The following is a 21,155-nucleotide window of genomic DNA, read 5'->3' as shown; positions in this document are numbered from 1 at the left end:
GTCCGAAGTCCAGGTTTCACCCCACATTTCCGAAGGACTGGACGGGCAGGAACATGACTGCGGTTCGGAATTTCCCGGAGAACACCGGCAGTGCGGCGCGGCAGGCCACCGCCTCCAACCGCACGGCGCGGGTGCTCTCCGATCGTGCCGCCGGGGAGGCTTATGTGGCGTCCGTGTGCTTCAAGCACGGGCCGCCGAAGCTCCTCGGTGTCGAACTCGAGTACACGGTGCACTACGAAGAAGACCCGCGAAGACAGCTGGACCCGGATGACCTGGCCTTGGCGCTGGGACCGCACACCCCACGCACGCTTCGCCCCGATAGCCCCGCGAAACCGTTGCCGGGCGGCTCGCCGATGAGCCTCGAACCCGGTCTTCAGGTGGAGATCTCCGCCCTTCCGCAACCGTCGTTGCGTGAACTGGCCGAAGTCGTCTCCGCCGATCTCTCCTACCTCACCGATCTCCTCGCCCGTAGTGGCTTGCGCCTGGGCGAACACGGGATCGACTCCTTCCGGCCGCCGGTCCGCAAACTGCGCACGGAGCGGTACGCCGCGATGGAACGCCGGTTCGCACCACTGGGGGACGGCGGCATAACCATGATGGCCGGTACCGCCGGCCTGCAGATCTGTATCGACGCGGGCGAGGCCGAGCACGCGGGAAGACGCTGGGCCGCGGCCCACGCCGCCGGCCCGCCCCTGCTCGCCACGTTCGCGAACTCGTCCCGGCACGCCGGCCGGGACACCGGCTTCGCCTCCGCGCGCTGGCTCGCGGTGATGAGGACGGAACAGGTCCGCACGTATCCCGGCGGCACTTCGCAGGATCCTGCCGCGGAGTGGGCGAGCCGGCTGATGGACACGCCGCTGATGGTGCTGCCCAGGGAGAAGCGTCCCTGGGACGCGCCCGAAGGGCTGACCTTCGCCGACTGGATTGACGGCCGCGGCGCGGCCAGGCTGCTGGAGCGGCCGACCGAAGACGACCTCGCATACCACCTGAGCACCATGTTCACCCCGGTCCGGCCCCAGGGCTACCTGGAGGTCCGGTATCTCGACGCGCAACCGGGCCAGAGCTGGCTGCATCCGGTGGCGCTGTTCACCGCGCTCTTCGCGAGGCAGGCCACGGTCGAAAAGCTGCTCGAAATTTGTGAACCGGTCGCGAACCGGTGGGAGTGCGCGGCGAAGTTCGGGCTCGAAGATCCCGAAATCGCCGCTGTCGCCCGGGAAGTCGTCGATCTCGGTTGTGCCGAGTTGACGTCGCTGGACCTTCCCGCCGAGACCATCTCCGAGATCACGGAATCCGTTCAAAAGCGCGTGCGCGTTAAGGAGTGAACCCGATGACCGCACAGATCGAAGAACCCAACCCCCTGCGCGAGCTCAGCCCGCAAGACCTGCGGGCGCACGCCGCCGAAGCCTTGACCAGGGCGAGGGCTCGCAGCGCGGTACTGACCGACGCTGTCGACGATGAAGACCTCGTCCGGCAACATTCGAAGCTGATGTCGCCCCTGGTCTGGGACCTGGCGCATATCGGCAGCCAGGAAGAGCTCTGGCTGGTCCGCGACGTCGGCGGGCGCGAGCCCCTGCGCGGGGACCTCGACGAGATCTACGACGCCTTCCTCCATTCCCGCGCGGACAGGCCGAGCCTGCCGATGCTGGGCCCGGCCGACGCCCGCGGGTACGTCCGCGAGGTGCGGGCGAAGTCGTTGGAGATCCTGGAAAAGGCCCCGCTCGACGGCCGCAGGCTGACGGAGAACGCCTTCGCCTTCGGCATGATCACCCAGCACGAGCAGCAGCACGACGAGACCATGCTGGCCACCCATCAGCTCCGCAAGGGTGAGCCGGTCCTGCACGCTCCGGCGCCGCCCGCGGCCGGTCCGGCGAAGCTGCCGGACGAGGTCTACGTGCCCGCCGGAAGCTTCACCATGGGCACCTCGGCCGAGCCGTGGGCGCTGGACAACGAGCGTCCGGCCCACCAGGTTTTCGTGGGGGCGTACTACCTCGACACCACACCGGTGACCAACGGCGCGTATCTCGAGTTCCTGGAAAGCGGCGGCTACGACGACGAGCGGTGGTGGAGTCCGGCCGGGTGGGAGTACCGCTCGGCCAACGGCATCGTCGCGCCGAGGTTCTGGCGCCGGGAAGCCGGCACCTGGTGGCGCACGCGGTTCGGGGTCCACGAGCGGGTTCCGGCGGCCGAGCCGGTGCTGCACGTGTCCTACTACGAAGCGGAGGCGTACGCGGCGTGGGCGGGCAAGCGGCTCCCGACCGAACAGGAGTGGGAGAAAGCAGCCCGCTACGACCCGGTATCCGGCCGTTCGCGCCGATTCCCTTGGGGCGACGACGAACCCCGGCCCGAGCACGCGAATCTCGGCCAGCGGCACCTGCGCCCCGCCGAGGCCGGCGCGTATCCGGCCGGCGCGTCGCCGCTGGGCGTGCACCAGCTGATCGGCGACGTCTGGGAGTGGACGAGCAGCGATATCCACGGCTATCCCGGTTTCGCGGCCTTCCCGTACCGCGAGTACTCGGAGGTGTTCTTCGGCCCCGATTACAAGGTCCTGCGCGGTGGCTCGTTCGGCACGGATTCGGCCGCCATCCGGGGCACGTTCCGGAACTGGGACTACCCGATCCGGCGGCAGATCTTCTCCGGTTTCCGGTGCGCGCGCGACGCCAGGGAAGAGGTCTCCTGACGCCATGTGCCGTCATTTGGGGTACCTCGGGTCTCCGCGCGCCCCCGCGGAGTTGATCTTCGGCGCGCCGCATTCCCTGCTGCGGCAGTCCTACGCGCCGGCCGACATGCGCGGCGGCGGGACGGTGAACGCCGACGGCTTCGGTCTCGGCTGGTACGACGAAACCGGTGAGCCGGTGCGCTATCGCCGTCCGACACCGATGTGGGCCGACGAAACGCTGCCGCCGCTCGCCGCCTCGGTGAAGTCGGGGGCGTTCATCGCCGCCGCCCGCAACGGGACACCGGGTATGCCGGTGTCGGAGGGCGCGTGCGCACCTTTCGTGGACGGGCACTGGCTGTTCAGCCACAACGGTGTTGTCCTCGGCTGGCCGGAGTCGGTCGTCGCACTGGCCGGGAAGCTGCCCGTCACGGAGTTGCTCACGCTGGAGGCGCCGACGGATTCGGCGCTGCTGTGGGCGTTGCTGCGGGACAGGCTGCGCGCGGGCGAGGATCCGCTGGCCGCCGTCACCGATCTGGTGGCGGCGGTCGAGCGGGCCGCGCCCGGTTCCCGGCTCAACCTGCTGCTCACCGACGGCGAGGTCATGATCGCCACGGCGTGGACCCATTCGCTTTCGGTGCTCGCCGTCGACGGCTCCGTCGTGATCGCTTCGGAGCCGTACGACAGCGAACCGGGCTGGGTCCCGGTTCCCGAAAGGCATGCCGTGCGTGTCGAGCACGGTCAGTACGAGTTCTTTGAAATCCAACAGAGTCTGGAAATCCAGTACGGCAACGAGGATCGGAGCGCCACAGCGTCATGACCGAAAACGATCTGGACGTACACCGCAGTACGGAAGACGTGACGGAGGCGTTGCGCGCGGACGTCAAAGCCGGGCTCACGGCCACCCGCAAGTGGTTGCCGCCCAAGTGGTTCTACGACGCCCGGGGCAGTGAGCTCTTCGAAGCCATCACGGCGTTGCCCGAGTACTACCCGACGCGCGCCGAGCGGGAGATCCTGAACCGCGAAGCCGGGGAAATCGCCCGGATCACCGGCGCGCACACCCTGGTCGAGCTGGGGTCAGGGTCGAGCGAGAAGACCCGGCTGCTGCTCGACGCGCTGACCGACCACGGCACGCTGGGCTCGTTCGTGCCGCTGGACGTCTCGGAATCGGCGCTGGCCGACGCCACCGAGTCGATCGCGGCGGCGTATCCGAAGCTCATCGTGAAGGGTGTGGTCGGCGATTTCACCGAGCATCTCGACCTGCTGCCGGGGGAGCAGCCGCGCCTGGTCGCCTTCCTCGGCGGGACCATCGGCAACTTCCTGCCCGCCGAGCGCGCGAAGTTCCTCAGCTCGGTCCGTGACGTGCTGGAACCGGGTGAATGGCTGCTCATCGGGACCGATCTGGTGAAGGACAGGGAAACCCTGGAGCGGGCGTACCACGACGCGGCCGGGGTCACCGCGGACTTCAACCGCAACGTGCTGCGCGTGATCAACGCCCGGCTGGGCGCGGATTTCGCCGTCGACGAGTTCCGGCACGAGTCGTACTGGGACGCCGAGTCCGAATGGATCGAGATGCGCCTGCGCGCGACGCGGGACATGCGGGTCCGGATCCCGGCCGCGGAGCTCGAAGTGACGTTCGCGGAGGGCGAGTACATCCGGACGGAGATCTCGGCGAAGTTCCGTTCCGGCGGGATCGGCTCCGAACTCGCGGCCGCCGGTTTCGCCACCGAGCGCTGGTGGACCGACGCGGAGAACCGCTACGGCGTGACCCTGGCAAGATCGGCGCGTGAATAACCCTCTCGCGTCGCTCGCCCGGGCATTGGGCACCAGGCCGTGGCTGATGAAAACCGCGCCCGCGGTCATCTGGGCGGACAAGAAGCTGCACCGGTTCACGAAGGGTCGGGTCAGCCTGGTCGCGATCGCCGGGCTGCCCTCGCTGCGATTGACCACGATCGGGCGGAAAAGCGGACTGGCGAGGAGCTCGAACCTCCTCTTCTATCCGCACGGTGAGGAGTTCGTGCTCACCGGTTCCAACTGGGGCCGCCCGAGCGACCCGGCGTGGACGTACAACCTGCGCGCGCATCCGGAAGCGAGGATTTTCCTGCGGGGCAAGGAAATCCCGGTCGTCGCGCGACCGGTCGAAGGCGAGGAGTACGCCGAAGTCTGGCGTCTGCTCCTCGCCTTCTGGCCGGGCTACGAGATGGAGCGGGCGGAAGCCGGGCGCGAATTGCCCCTTTTCGTCCTTTCGCGGACCACCCGTTAGGTTCCGCCACCCTCCGTTTGGCCGGTGACGGGATTCGGCGATTTGTGCCAGTCTCACTCCTTGGGTCATTAAGTCACCATGACGCCGTATATCGCGTTTGTGGTGTCCGGGATTGGGAGGAGTCGTCTTGCCAAGTTCGACAAGGAGTCCGGCGCGGATCTTCGCGCTGGTAGGGGCGCTCGTGGCGGGGGTGGCGCTGGCGGGGACGGCCGGGTCCGCCGCGGCGGCCGAAGAAGCGGTGGCGCAACCGGCCGAGGTCGCGGCCGTCACGCCGGTGAATTGGGGCGCGTGCTCGAAGGAAACCCTGGCGGGGATCCCCGCGGACCAGGTGAAGCTTTACAGCTGCGCCCGGTACCGCGTGCCGATCGACCACGACAACGCTGGCCTCGGCACCATCGACATCGCGCTGATGAAACGCGCGGCGCTGACGCCGGACAAGAAGATCGGCTCGCTGTTCCTGAATCCCGGCGGTCCCGGCGGCTCCGGGCTGAGGATGGCCGTCTCGGCGGGCAGCATCTTCCAGGCCCCGGTTCTCGACCGTTTCGACAGCATCGGCTTCGACCCGCGCGGGGTCGGCGCCAGCAACCCGCTGCGCTGCTTCACCACGCAGGAGGACGCCGACGAGATCTTCAGTGCCCAGATCCCGGTACCGCTCACGCGTGCCGAAATCTCCGGCACGCTGGCGTCGTACCGGGACTACGGCCAGTTCTGCAAGAACAACGCCGGTGCCCTGCTCGCGCATATGTCGACCAAGGACGTCGTGCGTGACCTCGACGTCCTGCGCGCGGCTGTCGGCGACAAGAAGCTGAGCTTCGTCGGTTTCTCCTATGGCACGTTGATCGGTTCGACCTACGCGGCGATGTTCCCGAAGCAGTCCCGCGCGATCGTGATCGACGGCAACGTCGACCCAGCGCTGCGCACCAGCGACGGCCTGCAGTACGACAGGGAGCGCGCGCGGGGCTTCGAGATCGCTCTCGACGGCTTCCTCACGCGGTGCAAGCTGGTCGCGGACAAGTGCGCGTTCAGCTCCGGCGAACCGCGGGAGAAGTTCGACGAGATCCGCACGTACCTGCGTCAGCAGCCGGTCGAATTGCCCAGTGGCAGCCTGGACATCAACAACTTCACGGGAGCGGTTTCGGGTTCGCTGTACTCGCCGTCGTCCTTCCCGTTCCTCGCCGAGGACCTGCAGGCGGTCTATGGCGTCATCACCGCGCCCGAGGCTTCGACGCAGGCGGTGCGACCGGAGTTGAAGACGCTGCTCGCCGGCGGGAACGGCCGGGTCGACGCCGGGGACAGCCCGTACACCAGCGACGACTCGTACTTCGGCGTCAACTGCCTCGACAAGAAGTTCACCCACAAGCAGGAGAAACTGCCGGAGATCGCGGCGAGCTGGGAGCAGGAGTCACCGACTTTCGGCCGCACCCAGGCGTTCGCGGACGCGGCGGGCTGCCCGGTGTGGCCGGTCAAGAAGCCGGACGCCTACCGCGGCCCGTGGCGCGCGGCGACCGAGAACCCCGTGCTCGTCATCGGGAACTACTACGACCCGGCGACGCAGTACGTCTTCGCGCAGCGGATGGCCGCGCAACTCGGGAACGCGCGGCTGATTTCGGTCGACGCCTTCGGGCATTGCATTCTGGGCGATTCGGCCGGAGCGGACAAAGTGACCGCGGACTATTTGGTCGATCTAAAAGCGCCGGTGGAAGGCCAGGTGTTCGCCCCGAACGTCCAGCCCTTCGAATAGCGCTCACGCAAGGCCACTGAAGGCCACCATCAAGGCGGTTAACGCCCTGATGGTGGCCTTCGGAGCGTTCGGGGAGGAATAGCGCGAGTTCGCCTTTTCGGGCTAATGGGGCGAGTCGCGACATTATGGGCACTCTCATGGTCGAAGGGTTGGCGAAAAGAAGTTTTGGTGCCAAAGTCTGGGTGAATTCCCGGTGCGAGGGTGCGATAACGGTTTGTTGTTCACATTCGGCTCGCATACTCGCTCACCGGATAGACCATTCGGTTGGAGGGGAGTGCGGGTGCGCGGCTTGGCGCGTGGCGGCTTGGTCGTGGGCGCGGCGGTGATCGTCGTGGGGGGCGCGATCGTTCTCTGGCCGGACGCGGCTGTCGCGCATGATCCCGAGATCTCGATTTCGCGGTCGTCCTGCGGCCAGGGCTGGACCGACCCGAAGCCGGGGCCGCAGACATTCCTCCTGCACAACACCGGTTCCGTCACCGCCGAGGCGTACCTCGTCGACCCTGCCTCGGGCACGGTCTATGGCGAGGTCGAAGGGCTCGGCGCCGGGACGACCCGGCCACTGCAGGTGACGCTGGGGAACGGCGACTACGCGTTCAAGTGTCTTCCCGAAGAAACCGCCGCGATCGTCGGCCCGATCGCGAAGGTCACCGGTGGTGACGACAAGTCGAGCCCCGGGGTTTCCCCGGTGACCAACGCCGACCTCATCGGCCCGCTCAAGAGCTATCGCGACCACGTCATCGCCGGGCTCGGCACGCTCGTGGACGGCACCGGCGCGCTGAAGGCGGCTGTCGCGCGGCAGGACCGCGCCGCGAGCGAAGCGGCCTGGCTGACCGCGCATCTCTCCTACGAGCGTCTCGGTGCCGCTTACGACGCCTTCGGCGACTCGGACGGCGTCCTCAACGGGACGGCCACCGACGTCACCGATCCCGGGTTCACCGGTTTCCACCGCCTCGAATACGGCCTCTGGCACGGCGAAGCGATGGACGCGCTGGTCCCGGTCGCGAACCGGCTCGACGACGACGTCCACGAGCTCCAGCGGTCCTTCCCGGACGCCCAGGTCGATCAGGCCGACCTCGGGCTCCGCGCCCACGAGATCATGGAGAACACGCTGCAGTTCGAGCTCACCGCCAAGACCGATTACGGCAGCGGCACCAACCTCGCCACCGCATTGGCCAACCTCGACGGCACCCGCGCGGTGCTCGACGTCCTGCGCCCGCTGCTGGTCCCGCGCTTCCCCGGACTGTCCGGAGTGGACACCTGGCTGAACCGCGCGCAGTCGGCCGTCGAAGGCGCACGCCGTCCGGACGGCACCTGGACGCCGGTCGCGCAGCTCACCGTGCCGCAGCGGCAGAAGCTCGACGGCGCGGTGTCCGAGCTGGCCGAACGTCTCGCGCCGATCGCCGCCATCGCCGAGCCGCGGAGGGTGTCATGAGCGTCAACCGCCGTTCGTTCCTGAAGACCGCCGTCGCGGGCGCCGGGCTGGCCGCCGTCAGCGTGAACACCGCGAGCGCGGCGAACGAGCGCGTCGAGTTCTACGGCGCTCACCAGCCCGGAATCCTGCGCCAGCCGCCTGGTCAGACGATCGTCGCCTCGTTCGACGTCATCGCCGGGAACCGGGCCGAGCTCACGGATCTCCTGCGCGCGATCACCGACCGGGCCCGGTTCCTGAGCGCCGGGGGAGCTCCGGCCGCGCTCGGCATCACCGCGCCGCCCGCCGACTCCGGTGTGCTCGGACCCGTGGTGCCCACCGGGGATCTGTCCACAGTGGTCGGTGTCGGCGCGTCGCTGTTCGACCAGCGCTACGGCCTCGCCGATCGCAAACCCGCCAAGCTCAAGCCGATGACGACGTTCCCCAACGACGACCTCGACGCCGCCCAGTGTCACGGCGACCTGAGCCTGACGGTGTCGGCCGGATCGACCGACACCGTGCTGCACGCGTTGCGGGACGTCGCCCGCGCGACCCGCGGCGGGATGCAACTCCGCTGGAAGCTCAACGGTTTCAGCTCGCCGCCACGGCCTTCCGGCACGCCCCGGAACCTCATGGGATTCAAGGACGGCACGTCGAACCCGTCGGTGACCGACGCCGCCGAAATGGACCGGCTCGTGTGGGCCGGCGCGGGGGAGCCCGCCTGGACCTCCGGTGGCAGCTACCAGGTGATCCGGCTGATCCGGATGCTGGTCGAATTCTGGGACCGCGTCTCGCTTTCCGAGCAGGAGAACATGTTCGGCAGGCGGCGCGACACCGGCGCCCCGCTGGACGGCGCCCAGGAGACCGACATCCCGCAGTACGCGGCGGACCCCATCGGGACGGTGATCCCGCTGACCGCGCACATCCGCAAGGCGAACCCGCGCACGCCCGAGACCGATTCGAGCCGCATCCTGCGCCGCGCGGTGAACTACGACCGCGGCGTCGACGTCAACGGGAACCTCGACATGGGCCTGATCTTCGCGTGCTACCAACAGGATCTCGAGCGCCAGTTCGAAGCCGTCCAAAAACGGCTCACCGACGAACCGCTCGTCGACTACGTCTCCCCGTTCGGGGGAGGCTACTTCTTCGCCCTGCCAGGCGTTACCGGTCCCGATGACCATTACGGCAGGTCGATGCTCTGCTGATTTCCCTTCCCCACCACAAGTAGTAGTGCCGATCAGGAGGACACAGTGGACACGACAGGAGTCGGCAAGTGGCAGCGCAGACGGCGGGTGCTCGCCGCCGGGGCGCTGGCCTCGGCCGCGGCACTCGCGGTCTTCGGCGGCTCGTCGGCGGTGAGCAGTGCCGACGCACAGTCCTTCCACGGACTGCCCGCCCAGTGGCTGCCCACCGCCACGCCCATCAAGCACGTGGTGGTGATCTTCGGCGAGAACATCTCGTTCGACCACTACTTCGGCACTTACCCGAACGCGGCGAACACCGACGGCACCCCGTTCACCGCCGCGAAGCACACCCCGGACGTCAACGGTCTCGACCACAAGCTGCTGACCGACAACCCCAACGCGTACGACCCGAAGCGGCTCTCGCCGAGCCAGGCGCTGACCTGCGACCAGGACCACGGCTACAACAGCGAGCAGCAGGCCTTCAACGGCGGCAAGATGGACAAGTTCGTCGAGAAGACCGAGCGTGACAAGTGCACCGGCCAGCCCGTGCTGTTCGGCGAACCCGGCCTCGTGACCGACTACTACGACGGCAACACCGTCACGGGTCTGTGGAACTACGCGCAGCACTACTCGCTGAGCGACAACTCGTTCAACACCACGTTCGGGCCGTCCACGCCGGGTGCGCTGAACCTGATCTCCGGCCAGACGCACGGCGCGCAGGCCATCACTTCCGTTACGCACAAGCCGACTTCGGACGCGTACGCCGTCGTCTCGCCGGATAAGAACGGCGTCGGCACGGTGATCAACGACCCGGATCCGGCGTGGGACGACTGCTCCGACAAGAACCACACCGCGACCGACAACCTCGCCAGCATGCGCGGGACCAACGTCGGTGACCTGCTCAACCAGCGGCACGTCAGCTGGGGCTGGTTCCAGGGCGGTTTCCGGCCGACCGGCACCGAGAACGGGTACGCGGTCTGCGGCGCGACACACAGCAATGTCGGCGGCCAGGCGAGCGTCGACTACAGCCCGCACCACGAGCCGTTCCAGTACTACCAGTCCACGGCCAACCCGAAGCACCTCGCGCCGTCGTCGGTGCAGGCCATCGGCCAGACCGACCGGGCGAACCACCAGTACGACACCACGGACTTCGACGCTTCGCTGAAGGCGGGCTCCATGCCGGCCGTCAGCTTCCTGAAGGCGCCGGAGTACCAGGACGGCCACGCCGGCTACTCCGACCCGCTCGACGAGCAGCAGTTCATCGTCGGGGAGATCAACAAGATCCAGCAGTCGCCCGAGTGGCGCTCGACCGCGATCGTGCTCGCCTACGACGACTCCGACGGCTGGTACGACCACGTGAGCCCGCCGATCGTCAACGGCTCGCACGACGCCGCGCAGGACACCGCGCTCTGCACGTCTAAGAAGGGCACCCCGCTGGGCGGCTACGCGGACCGTTGCGGCTACGGGCCGCGGCTGCCGCTGCTGGTGATCTCGCCGTACAGCAAGGTGAACTTCGTCGACCACACGGTGACCGACCAGTCCTCGATCCTTAAGTTCGTCGAGGACAACTGGTTCACCGGGCGGATCGGCGGCTCTTCGTTCGACTCGCGGGCGGGGAGTATCGGGAACATGTTCAACTTCTTCTGGCCGCAGGCCGGGAAGCTCCCGCTGGACCCGAAGACCGGCGCCACCCTCCGGTAGCGCCTGAAACGCCATGAAGGGTCCCTTCCTCCCGTTTTTCGGGAGGAAGGGACCCTTCATGGCGTTGTTCCCCTTCGCGAGATGTCGACATCACGTGATCTCTTAGGAGCTAAGAGATCGCCATCTGTCGACAGATGGCTACGCAGGGGCACTCCTTCGATGGCCGGGGAGCCGCGGGCGGCGGGAAGTGCCCCCAAAGCGGCGTTGGGGGCGTCCAGTGACCCGAACGCCGCTTTGGGGGCATGTTCGCACGCGTTTCAGTTCTCCGCCCAGTTCGCGAGTTCTCGCTGTGGACTCCTCGATAGCCATGGGAGAACGCTAAAGGCGGGTCGCCTCCGGGTGGGAGTCAATCATCACAACGGACGGCCGGCGTGAACGTCGCGCTGCGGGCGCTCGGGCGGGCTGTCGACAGGCGTCCTGACACCGGTGACGAGGTCCCGGCGCAGTATTTGTTCGAGGCGGTGACCCGGGATGACGCCGAGGCGCATGTCCGCGCGTTGCTGGTGCAAGCCTTGACTCGCACCGATTTCCGGCTGCTGTCGGTGCTGAGCACCGATCTGCCGGACCAGCGGTCCGTCGAGGTCCGGGCCGAGCTCGTCGGCGATCAGCGGGACGATGCTCAGAGGGAATCCGCCGTCAGCCGTCTCAGCCTGGAGCCGTCGGTCACCAGTGTTCGCTGGGAGGTCCTGGCGTGACATGAACGGACCTTTCATCTCAGAAATCGAGATGAAAGGTCCGTTCATGTCACTTTGGGAGCCGAGACGAACTACGCCCGGGTCATCTTCCGGAGGACGTACTGGAGGATGCCGCCGTTGCGGTAGTAGTCGGCCTCACCGGGGGTGTCGATGCGGACGTCCGCGTCGAACTCCACCTTGGTGCCGTCTTCCTTCGTGGCCGTGACGTGCACGGTCCGCGGGGTCTCACCGTCGTTGAGCTTGGTGATGCCCGAGATGTCGAAGGTCTCGGTGCCGTCGAGCTTCAGCGAAGCCGCCGACTCGCCCGCCGGGAACTGCAGCGGGATGACGCCCATGCCGATCAGGTTCGACCGGTGGATGCGCTCGAACGACTCGGTGATGACCGCGCGCACGCCCAGGAGCGAGGTGCCCTTGGCCGCCCAGTCGCGCGACGAACCGGAGCCGTATTCCTTGCCGCCCAAGACAACCAGCGGGGTGCCCTGCGCGGCGTAGTTCTGCGCGGCGTCGTAGATGAACGCCTGCGGGGAGCCGTCCTGCGTGAAGTCCCGGGTGTAACCGCCCTGCACGTCGTCCAGCAGCTGGTTGCGCAGCCGGATGTTCGCGAAGGTGCCGCGGATCATCACCTCGTGGTTACCGCGGCGCGAGCCGTACGAGTTGAAGTCCTTGCGGTCGATGCCGTGGTCCACCAGGTACTCCGCGGCAGGCGTGCCCGGTTTGATGGCACCGGCGGGGGAGATGTGGTCGGTGGTGACCGAGTCGCCCAGCTTCGCCAGCACGCGTGCGCCGGAGATGTCGACGACCGGTGACGGTTCCGGCTTCATGCCGTCGAAGTACGGCGGCTTCCGCACGTAGGTGGACTCGGCGTCCCACTCGAAGGTCTTGCCCTCGGGCGTCGGCAGCGCCTTCCAGCGCTCGCCGCCGTCGAACACGTCGGCGTAGTCCTTGGTGAACATCTCCTGGGTGATCGACGAGTCGATCGTGTCCTGGATCTCCTGCGGCGACGGCCAGATGTCACGCAGGAAGACGTCGGTGCCGTCGGAGTCCTGGCCGAGCGGCTGGCTCTCGAAGTCGAAGTCCATCGTCCCGGCCAGCGCGTAGGCGATGACCAGCGGCGGTGAGGCCAGGTAGTTCATCTTGACGTCCGGGTTGATCCGGCCTTCGAAGTTCCGGTTACCGGAGAGGACCGACACCGCGGTGAGGTCGTTCTTGTTGATGGCGGCCGAAATCTCGTCCGACAGCGGGCCCGAGTTGCCGATGCACGTGGTGCAGCCGTAGCCGACCAGGTGGTAGCCCAGCTTCTCGAGGTACGGCCACATGCCGGCCTTGTTGTAGTAGTCGGTGACGACCTGCGAGCCCGGCGCCATCGACGTCTTGACCCACGGCTTCACCGCGAGGCCCTTGTCCACGGCGTTGCGGGCGAGCAGAGCCGCGCCGAGCATCACCGAGGGGTTGGACGTGTTGGTGCACGAGGTGATCGAGGCGATCACCACGGCGCCGTGGTCGAGCACGAACTCGCCGCGGTCTTCGGTCTTGACCGTGATCGGGTTGGTCGGGCGCCCGGTGGCGCCGTTCGCGGCGGACTGGATGACCGGGACGGCGTCGTCCTCGGCGAACGAGAGCGACGGCGAATCGCTGGCGGGGAAGGACTCCTCGGAAGCCTCGTCCACCTTGGTGTGCGGGGTGAGGTCTTCACCGTCGACGTAGTCGTGCACCGACTTGCGGAACGCGGACTTGCCGTCGGTCAGCGCGATGCGGTCCTGCGGGCGCTTCGGGCCGGCGATGGACGGGACGACCGTCGACAGGTCGAGCTCGATGTACTCGGAGAACACCGGCTCGTGCGACGGGTCGTGCCAGAGACCTTGTTCTTTTGCGTAGGTCTCGACCAGCGCGACCTGCTCGGCGGAGCGGCCGGTCAGCTTGAGGTAGCGGATCGTCTCGTCGTCGATCGGGAAGATCGCCGCGGTGGAGCCGAACTCCGGGCTCATGTTGCCGATGGTCGCGCGGTTGGCCAGCGGGACCACGCCGACGCCGTCGCCGTAGAACTCGACGAACTTGCTGACCACGCCGTGGCGGCGCAGCATCTCGGTGATCGTCAGGACGACGTCGGTGGCGGTGACGCCGACCGGGATCTCGCCGGTCAGCTTGAAGCCGACCACGCGGGGGATGAGCATCGAGACGGGCTGGCCGAGCATCGCGGCCTCGGCCTCGATCCCGCCGACGCCCCAGCCCAACACGCCCAGGCCGTTGACCATGGTGGTGTGCGAGTCGGTGCCGACACAGGAGTCGGGGTACGCCTGGCCGTTACGGGACATGACCGTGCGGGCGAGGTGCTCGATGTTGACCTGGTGCACGATGCCGGTGCCCGGCGGGACGACCTTGAACTCGTCGAAGGCGCCCTGGCCCCAGCGGAGGAACTGGTAGCGCTCGCGGTTGCGCTCGTACTCGATCTCGACGTTGCGCTCGAAGGCGTCCGGGCGGCCGAAGATGTCGATGATCACCGAGTGGTCGATGACCAGCTCGGCCGGCGCCAGCGGGTTGACCTTGTCGGGGTCGCCGCCGAGGTCGGTGACGGCCTCGCGCATGGTGGCGAGGTCGACGACGCAGGGCACGCCGGTGAAGTCCTGCATGATCACGCGGGCCGGGGTGAACTGGATCTCCACCGACGGGTCGGCGCTCGGGTCCCAGTTCCCCAGCGCGCGGATGTGGTCGGCGGTGATGTTCGCGCCGTCTTCGGTGCGGAGCAGGTTCTCGAGCAGGATCTTCAGGCTGTAGGGAAGACGCTCGGCGCCTTCGACCTTGTTCAGGCGGAACACCTCGTAGGAGGCGTCGCCCACCTTCAGCGTGTCGCGAGCGCCGAAGCTGTCCTTGCTGGCAGGTGCAGTCACGTCTAACTCCAGTGGCGGGGACTCCGGCTCGCTCGTCGTTGAGCTCCGCGAGCGGCGTCCCGGGTCAGTTCGGGTGGTTGTTCGGGGCCTTACTGGTCTTTCAGGGTCGTTCAGGTCTACCTGGACCGAGTGTTGCGTACCCCCACCGTAGGTCTGGATGCGGGATCGCACACCTCGTCCGACACTGCAAACAGTACGCGTGTCCTTTTTAGAGTTCAAGGGGACACGCGGGCGGGTCTCGGGGAGTGACGAGGAGCACTATCGCCACGTCGGCGCTGCCTTAGCACCCGCTGTAAGCGGCCCCTGAATCGGGGGAGGTAATGCGCAAAAGGTCCCCCGAATGGGGAAATGATCAGCGCGGTACTGAAGTTTCTGGTGGTGTGTCTGGTAGGCATGTGACGGTAGTGACACGCATGTGTCGCAAGTGGAGGGTGGGCCCGTGTCGATCAGGCAGAGTGAGCGGCGAGGCCTTGCGGGGAATTTGTCTTTAAGAGGCACAGTTCGTTGCCTGACTGTGGGAACGCTCGCGCTGGCAGTCCTAATCGGAATCGCGGGACCGGTTGTCGCCGTGCCTCCACCGCCGCCGAATCCCAGTGATTCCGACATCAATAACAGCCGCGGTGAAGCGAATGCCCGCGCCGGTGAAGTCGGAAAACTCACCAATCAACTGGCCGAGGCCGAACAAAGACTTTCCCAGCTCCAGGACAACGTCGAGCTGAAACTCGAACAGGCCAACAAGGCCATGGTCGACATGCAGACCGCCGAGGACGAGGCCGGTGCGGCCGAGCGTGCGGCACAGGCCGCCCGCGTCGAGTCGGACGCCGCCGCCGGCGCGATCGAGCGGGCGCGCACCGATCTGGACAAGTTCGTCGCCGGGAGCTATCAGCAGGGCAGCATGATCGGCTCGATCTCGGCGTACATGAGCGCGCCCAATCCGGCGGACCTGCTCGCGCGGGCCCAGCTGCTCAACTCTGTCAGCGGTGGCCAGCTCAACGCCCTCGAAGGCATGGAGCGCGCGCAGACGGAGAAGTCGAACAAGGACTCGCTCGCGCGCAAGTCGCTCGAGATCGCGCAGCAGAAGAAGGACGAAGCCGAGCGCGCGAAGCACAACGCCGACGCGGCGAAGAGCTCCGCCGAGCAGGCCCAGGACGCGCAGGAGAGCCAGAACACCCGGCTCGAAGCGGACAAGTCGAGCGTCGAGCAGAAACTGTACGACGCCCAGTCCAAGGTCAGCGGGCTGCAGGGACAGCGTCAGCGCTACCAGGACTGGCTCGCGCAGAAGCAGCGTGAGGAAGAGGCCGCCGCACGTCAGGCGGCGTTGAACGCGGCGAAGCCGGCGAAGGGCGGCGGAGGCCCGTCGAGTGGGCCGCCGCCGTCGGCACCGGCCGGGGCCAGCATCGAGGCCGTGATCGCGCGGGCGCTGTCGAAGCTCGGCGTGCCGTACGCCTGGGGTGGCGGCAACGGCAGCGGGGCGACCCGCGGTATCCGCGACGGTGGCGTGGCCGACCGGTTCGGCGACTACAAGAAGATCGGCTTCGACTGCTCCGGCCTGATGATCTACGCCTTCGCCGGGGTCATGGGCCTGCCGCACTACAGCGGTTACCAGTACACCGCGGGCCGGCGGGTGCCGCTCTCGCAGATGCGCCGCGGGGACATGCTGTTCTGGGGTGGCTACGCCGGTATCCACCACGTGGCGCTCTACCTGGGCAACGGGCAGATGGTCGAGGCGCCGCAGTCGGGTTCCTACGTCAAGGTCTCGTCCGTGCGCTACGGCGGGATCATGCCGTACGCAACCCGCCTGATCGGGTAGCTGATACCCGAAGGTTGCACTTCGCGCGTTCACCTGCAACCCTGTGGTGACACTACAGGACGGGGTGACCGATGCAGGTGCAGCGGGAAATCGTGATCGACGCGCCCCTTGAGCGGGTGTGGGACTTGATCACGCGGGCCGAGCACATCAAGACCTGGTACGCCTTCGACGGCGCCGAGATCGACCTGCGCCCCGGCGGCGGGATCGAGCACTTCTGGCGCGAACACGGCCGCTACCGGGGAGTGATCGTCGAGGTCGTGCCGCCCGAACGCTTCGCCTACTGGTACTCGAACGTGCCGGACGCCGATCCCGAGCCAGGAAAGCGTACCCGCGTCGAGTTCACCCTGACGAGCGTGCCCGGCGGGACGCTGGTGCGAGTCACCGAGAGCGGCCTTGAGGACCTGACGCTGTCAGGCGAAGAACGTCAGGCGTACCTCGACGCGACCACGCAGGGCTGGGCGGGCGGACTCGCCGGCTTGGCCGAGAAGGCCGCCGCGTGACCGCTCCTGTCGAGGTGCTGGCCGCGCTGGCCGACCCGATGCGCTGGCGCGTGCTCGACTTGCTGGCGGGCGAGCCGGGCAGTGCGTCGGCGTTGTCGCGGATCCTGCCGATCAGCCGGGCCGCCGTGCTCAAGCATCTCGCGATTCTCGAACGGAACGATTTGGTGCGGCGGAGTCGTGTCGGCCGTGAAGTGGTGTTCGCCGTGCGGCCCGAACAACTGACGTCGACCGCGCAGTGGATGTCGGCGACGGCCGACGCCTGGGACACCCGGCTCGGCGCGCTCAAGAAGCTCGCCGAGACCACCTATTCGGGCATCGTGCTCGCCGGGGGATCGGCGCGACGGCTGTCCGGAGTGGACAAGACACTGCTGCGCGTCGGCGGGATCACGTTGCTGCGCCGTGCCGTCGACGCGCTGGGAGACGCCAGGCCGGTGGTGGTGGTCGGGCCCGAGCGCGAGGGCTTTCCGGACGTCGTGTGGACGCGGGAAACCGAGCCCGGCGCCGGTCCGGTCGCCGCGCTCGCCGCGGGGCTCGACGCACTGGGAACTGGCACCGGGGTGGTCGTCGTGCTCGCGGGGGACCTGGCCGCGGTCGGTCGGTCCACTGTGGATCGCCTGGTGTCGTCGGTGTCCGGCGATGGCGCGGTGCTCGTCGACGCGGAAGGCAAACGGCAGTGGCTGCTCGGCGCGTGGCGCGTCGAAGCGCTCCGCTCGGCGTTGCCCGAGGAGACCTCCGGCGCGTCCCTGCGCCGGACTCTCGGCCGCCTGTCGATCACCGAAGTCCCGGAGCGGTCCGGGGAAAGCGCGGATATCGACACCCCCGAAGATCTGCTGAGGTTCAGCTGAAGGAGGCCGCTTTACGGCCGTCATACCGCCGGTTGGGTTGGCTACCGTTGTGTACCGCCGTGTCGGTGGAGGCTAGTACGGTGCGCAACGCACAAGGACATGATCATGAGCTAGGAGGCTTCGTGGCCGAGCCCGCGAGGACACCATTCACCACAGCACCTTCGGTCATGGTTTCGACGAGCTTCAGCGAGGAGAGCGCATGACCGAGCCCGGCTACGCCGAAGGCGCGAGCCAGCAACCCGGCACGCCAGCACGGGACGCCCAGTTGCTGGAACGTACGGTGTTCGAGGTCAAACGGATCATCGTCGGGCAGGACAGGCTGGTCGAGCGCATGCTCGTCGGGCTGCTTGCCAAGGGCCACCTCCTGCTGGAGGGTGTGCCCGGCGTCGCGAAGACGCTCGCCGTCGAGACGTTCGCCCGGGTGGTCGGCGGAACGTTCTCCCGCGTGCAGTTCACCCCTGACCTCGTGCCCGCCGACATCCTCGGCACGCGCATCTACCGCCAGGGCGCCGAGCGATTCGACGTCGAACTCGGCCCGGTCGTGGCGAACTTCGTGCTCGCCGACGAGATCAACCGCGCGCCGGCCAAGGTGCAGTCGGCGATGCTCGAGGTGATGGCCGAGCGGCACGTGACCATCGGGGGCAAGACCTTCCCGATGCCCGACCCGTTCCTGGTCCTCGCGACGCAGAACCCGATCGAGAACGAGGGCGTCTACCCGCTCCCGGAAGCGCAGCGCGACAGGTTCCTGTTCAAGATCCTCGTCGAATACCCGACGGCCGAGGAAGAGCGCGAGATCGTCTACCGGATGGGCGTGACCCCGCCGGTGCCGCACGAGGTGCTCACCCCGGCCGAGCTGGTCCGCCTGCAGAACGTGGCCGCCCAGGTGTTCGTGCACCACGCGCTGGTCGACTACGTCGTCCGCGTCGTGCTCACCACGCGTACGCCGAACGAGCACGGTCTCGCCGATGTCGCGGGCTGGGTGTCTTACGGCGCTTCGCCGCGTGCGAGCCTCGGCATCATCGCCGCGTCGCGGGCGCTGGCGCTGGTCCGCGGGCGAGACTACGTGCTGCCGCAGGACGTCGTCGACGTGGTCCCGGACGTGCTCCGCCACCGGCTCGTGCTGTCCTACGACGCGCTGGCCGACGGGGTCCCGATCGACCACATCATCACGCGCGTCCTGCAGACCGTGCCGCTGCCGCAGGTGTCCGCGCGTCCGCAGGGTGGCCAGCCGCCCGTCCCGGCGGGAGTTCCGGGCCGCTAGTGAACACGGTCAAGGACGACAAGGGCGGGCGCCCTTCGTGGGCGCCCCCGGTACTTCGCGGGGAACGCCTCGAGGCCGGGCTCCGTACGCTGGAGCTCGACGTCCGGCGCCGGCTCGATGGGCTGCTCCAGGGCAACCACCTCGGGCTCGTGCCGGGTCCGGGCTCCGAGCCCGGTGAGGCGCGGACGTACCAGCCCGGCGACGACGTGCGCCGGATGGACTGGGCGGTCACCGCCCGGACCACGACCCCGCACATCCGGGAAACCGTGGCCGACCGCGAGCTGGAGACGTGGGTGGCCGCGGATCTCTCGGCGAGCCTCGACTTCGGGACCGCGCTGTGCGAGAAACGGGACCTCGTGATCTGCGCGGTCGCGGCGGTCGCACACCTCACCGGTGGCGGCGGGAACCGGATCGGCGCGCTGATCGCGAACGGCGAGGAAAGCACACGGATTCCGGCACGCGGCGGGCTTCCGCACGCCCGCGGCCTGGTACGCAAGGTCGCGCTGACGCCGCGGGCACCCGAAGGTGTCCGCGGAGATCTCGCGGCAGCGCTCGAACAGCTCAGCAGGCCGCCCCGGCGGCGCGGGCTGGCCGTGGTCATCTCGGATTTCCTGGGCGGCACCGAGTGGCAGCGTCCGCTGCGCGCGCTGTCGGCCCGGCATTCGTTGATAGCCATCGAAATCGTCGACCCGCGTGACATCGACCTCCCCGACGTCGGCACTGTCGTGCTGGCGGACCCGGAGACCGGGAGACAGCGCGAAGTGCACGCTTCGGCGTTGCTGCGCAAGGAATTCGGCGCCGCGGCGCACGCGCACCGGCTGGAAGTGGCCAAGGAGCTACGCCGCGCCGGTGCGGCCCATTTGGTACTACGGACTGATTCGGACTGGATTGCGGACATGGTGCGCTTTGTGGTCGCGCGTAAGCGTGGCTGGTCGGGAGGCGTGACGTGAGCCTGACAGGATTTGCCGCGCCTTGGTGGTTCCTGATGCTGCTCGTCGTCCTCGCGCTGGTGGCTGGATACGTTGTCACGCAACGGATGCGGCGCAAGCGCTCGATGCGCTTCGCGAACCTCGAACTGCTGGAAAAGGTCGCCCCGAAAGCACAGGGCTGGATCCGGCATCTTCCCGCGGGCCTGATCATCCTTTCGCTGCTGCTGTTCACGGTCGCGCTGGCAGGACCGACGGCCGAGCAGAAGGTGCCGCGGAACCGGGCGACCGTCATGCTCGTCATCGACGTTTCGCTGTCGATGGAGGCGACGGATGTGGCTCCGAACCGCCTTCAGGCCGCGCAGGTAGCGGCTCGATCCTTCGCACAAGGCTTGACGCCGGGTGTCAACCTCGGCCTGATTTCGTTCGCGGGCACGGCAACGGTCCTGGTCGCTCCGACCACGGAGCGCGCCGGTGTGGTGAAGGCGATCGACAACCTGAAGCTGGCCCAGTCGACGGCTACCGGTGAGGGCATTTTCGCGGCCCTGCAGTCGATCGAGAGCTTCTCGTCGGTCGTCGGCGGGGTCGACGGACCGCCACCCGCACGTGTGGTTTTGATGAGCGACGGCAAGCAGACCGTGCCGGAAGACCTCTACGCGCCACGCGGTGCGTACACCGCGGCGCAGGCGGCCAAACAGGCTCAGATCCCGATCTCCTCGATCTCGTTCGGCACCTCGCACGGCACGGTGAACATCGACGGCAAACCGGTAACCGTCGCCGTCGATGACGAATCGCTGCAGGAGGTCGCGCGAATCGCCGGAGGCGAGTTCTACAAGGCGGCTACGGCCGAAGAGATCAGGAAAGTCTATGACGACCTAGGCGAACAAATCGGCTACGAACTCAAAGACGCCGACGCCAGCCGGCCCTGGCTGGTCATCGGCACCCTGATCCTCATGTTCGCCGCCGCCGGTTCCCTCCTAATCGGCCAACGCCTACCCTAGCTACCGCCACGCGCTGGGTCTTTAGTCGCAACCACGCGGGCCCTTAGTCCGTAAAGCCGGTCACCACGACTCACGTCCGCCCGACGGGCGGGAGTCTTCACCGCGCCTGCCAATAAACACAGGCTTCTAACCGTGCCTCTGTACGCCCCACGCAGCTTTGAGCCCTACAAGCCAGAGGCCAACCACAACCTCAACCCACCGCATCCCCAAATACTCCGCGCACCGCCGATGACCGCCGACGAACTGGCCTGGAGCCGGGTACTGACACTGCACGCCCGCGTC

At 67.8% G+C, this 21,155-nt stretch carries 17 protein-coding genes and 1 pseudogene; 17 read left to right on the top strand and 1 reads right to left on the bottom strand.

Annotated features, from left to right (window positions below; genetic code table 11):
- Positions 1 to 53 precede the first annotated feature (53 nt).
- The 10 genes from VGP60_RS25635 (at position 54) to VGP60_RS25590 (ending at position 11,645) form a co-directional block, all read left to right on the top strand.
- Positions 54 to 1,322, top strand: a complete 1,269-nt coding sequence (locus VGP60_RS25635) for a glutamate-cysteine ligase family protein (protein ID WP_327550644.1) — start codon at positions 54 to 56, stop codon at positions 1,320 to 1,322.
- 5 nt (positions 1,323 to 1,327) lie between these two features.
- Positions 1,328 to 2,677: an ergothioneine biosynthesis protein EgtB gene (egtB, locus tag VGP60_RS25630; protein ID WP_327550643.1), complete on the top strand. Its 1,350-nt coding sequence runs from the start codon at positions 1,328 to 1,330 to the stop codon at positions 2,675 to 2,677.
- 4 nt (positions 2,678 to 2,681) lie between these two features.
- A complete protein-coding gene (gene egtC, locus VGP60_RS25625) occupies positions 2,682 to 3,473 on the top strand; it encodes an ergothioneine biosynthesis protein EgtC (RefSeq protein WP_327550642.1) in 792 nt (263 codons plus the stop codon).
- Positions 3,470 to 4,447 (top strand): L-histidine N(alpha)-methyltransferase, encoded by a 978-nt coding sequence (egtD, locus tag VGP60_RS25620; protein WP_327550641.1) that lies wholly within the window; start codon positions 3,470 to 3,472, stop codon positions 4,445 to 4,447. Before egtC ends, egtD begins: the two co-directional genes overlap by 4 nt.
- Positions 4,440 to 4,916 (top strand): nitroreductase family deazaflavin-dependent oxidoreductase, encoded by a 477-nt coding sequence (locus VGP60_RS25615; protein ID WP_327550640.1) that lies wholly within the window; start codon positions 4,440 to 4,442, stop codon positions 4,914 to 4,916. The genes egtD and VGP60_RS25615 overlap by 8 nt, the downstream gene beginning before the upstream one ends.
- A 127-nt stretch (positions 4,917 to 5,043) precedes the next feature.
- Positions 5,044 to 6,657, top strand: a complete 1,614-nt coding sequence (locus VGP60_RS25610; protein WP_327550639.1) for an alpha/beta hydrolase — start codon at positions 5,044 to 5,046, stop codon at positions 6,655 to 6,657.
- Positions 6,658 to 6,937: 280 nt separating this feature from the next.
- Complete coding sequence (locus tag VGP60_RS25605; protein ID WP_327550638.1) at positions 6,938 to 8,089, top strand: EfeM/EfeO family lipoprotein; 1,152 nt, start codon at positions 6,938 to 6,940, stop codon at positions 8,087 to 8,089.
- Positions 8,086 to 9,270: a Dyp-type peroxidase gene (locus tag VGP60_RS25600; protein WP_327550637.1), complete on the top strand. Its 1,185-nt coding sequence runs from the start codon at positions 8,086 to 8,088 to the stop codon at positions 9,268 to 9,270. Before VGP60_RS25605 ends, VGP60_RS25600 begins: the two co-directional genes overlap by 4 nt.
- A gap of 45 nt (positions 9,271 to 9,315) precedes the next feature.
- Positions 9,316 to 10,950 carry an alkaline phosphatase family protein gene (locus VGP60_RS25595; protein WP_327550636.1) on the top strand — a complete coding sequence of 545 codons (1,635 nt, stop codon included), beginning with the start codon at positions 9,316 to 9,318 and terminating at the stop codon, positions 10,948 to 10,950.
- A 371-nt stretch (positions 10,951 to 11,321) separates the two neighbouring features.
- Positions 11,322 to 11,645 carry a hypothetical protein gene (locus tag VGP60_RS25590; protein ID WP_327550635.1) on the top strand — a complete coding sequence of 108 codons (324 nt, stop codon included), beginning with the start codon at positions 11,322 to 11,324 and terminating at the stop codon, positions 11,643 to 11,645.
- Positions 11,646 to 11,716: 71 nt separating this feature from the next.
- On the opposite strand, the gene acnA is transcribed toward VGP60_RS25590, so the two are convergent.
- The gene (acnA, locus tag VGP60_RS25585) at positions 11,717 to 14,530 is read right to left on the bottom strand and encodes an aconitate hydratase AcnA (protein ID WP_327550634.1); all 2,814 of its coding nucleotides are present in this window, start codon (positions 14,528 to 14,530) and stop codon (positions 11,717 to 11,719) included.
- A 481-nt stretch (positions 14,531 to 15,011) separates the two neighbouring features.
- On the opposite strand from acnA, the gene VGP60_RS25580 reads away from it, so the two are divergent.
- From VGP60_RS25580 to VGP60_RS25550, 7 genes and pseudogenes are all read left to right on the top strand, one after another.
- Positions 15,012 to 16,340 carry an NlpC/P60 family protein gene (locus VGP60_RS25580; protein ID WP_414640404.1) on the top strand — a complete coding sequence of 443 codons (1,329 nt, stop codon included), beginning with the start codon at positions 15,012 to 15,014 and terminating at the stop codon, positions 16,338 to 16,340.
- Positions 16,341 to 16,411: 71 nt separating this feature from the next.
- Entirely contained in the window at positions 16,412 to 16,840 is a 429-nt protein-coding gene (locus tag VGP60_RS25575; protein ID WP_327550633.1) for an SRPBCC domain-containing protein, read from the top strand.
- A pseudogene (locus VGP60_RS25570) lies at positions 16,837 to 17,052 on the top strand (ArsR/SmtB family transcription factor); the annotation flags it as partial. The gene VGP60_RS25575 and the pseudogene VGP60_RS25570, both read left to right, overlap by 4 nt.
- 27 nt (positions 17,053 to 17,079) lie before the next feature.
- Complete coding sequence (mobA, locus tag VGP60_RS25565) at positions 17,080 to 17,685, top strand: molybdenum cofactor guanylyltransferase (protein WP_327550672.1); 606 nt, start codon at positions 17,080 to 17,082, stop codon at positions 17,683 to 17,685.
- Between the two features lie 199 nt (positions 17,686 to 17,884).
- A complete protein-coding gene (locus VGP60_RS25560) occupies positions 17,885 to 18,946 on the top strand; it encodes a MoxR family ATPase (RefSeq protein WP_327550632.1) in 1,062 nt (353 codons plus the stop codon).
- The gene (locus tag VGP60_RS25555; protein WP_327550631.1) at positions 18,946 to 19,896 is read left to right on the top strand and encodes a DUF58 domain-containing protein; all 951 of its coding nucleotides are present in this window, start codon (positions 18,946 to 18,948) and stop codon (positions 19,894 to 19,896) included. Before VGP60_RS25560 ends, VGP60_RS25555 begins: the two co-directional genes overlap by 1 nt.
- Positions 19,893 to 20,873, top strand: a complete 981-nt coding sequence (locus VGP60_RS25550) for a VWA domain-containing protein (RefSeq protein WP_327550630.1) — start codon at positions 19,893 to 19,895, stop codon at positions 20,871 to 20,873. The genes VGP60_RS25555 and VGP60_RS25550 overlap by 4 nt, the downstream gene beginning before the upstream one ends.
- Positions 20,874 to 21,155: the final 282 nt, after the last annotated feature.

The organism is Amycolatopsis sp. (genome assembly GCF_036008905.1).
Classification (GTDB): Bacteria; Actinomycetota; Actinomycetes; order Mycobacteriales; family Pseudonocardiaceae; genus Amycolatopsis.
The sequence above is the reverse complement of the archived record's forward strand: the minus strand, read 5'-3'. Positions and strand labels throughout refer to the sequence as shown.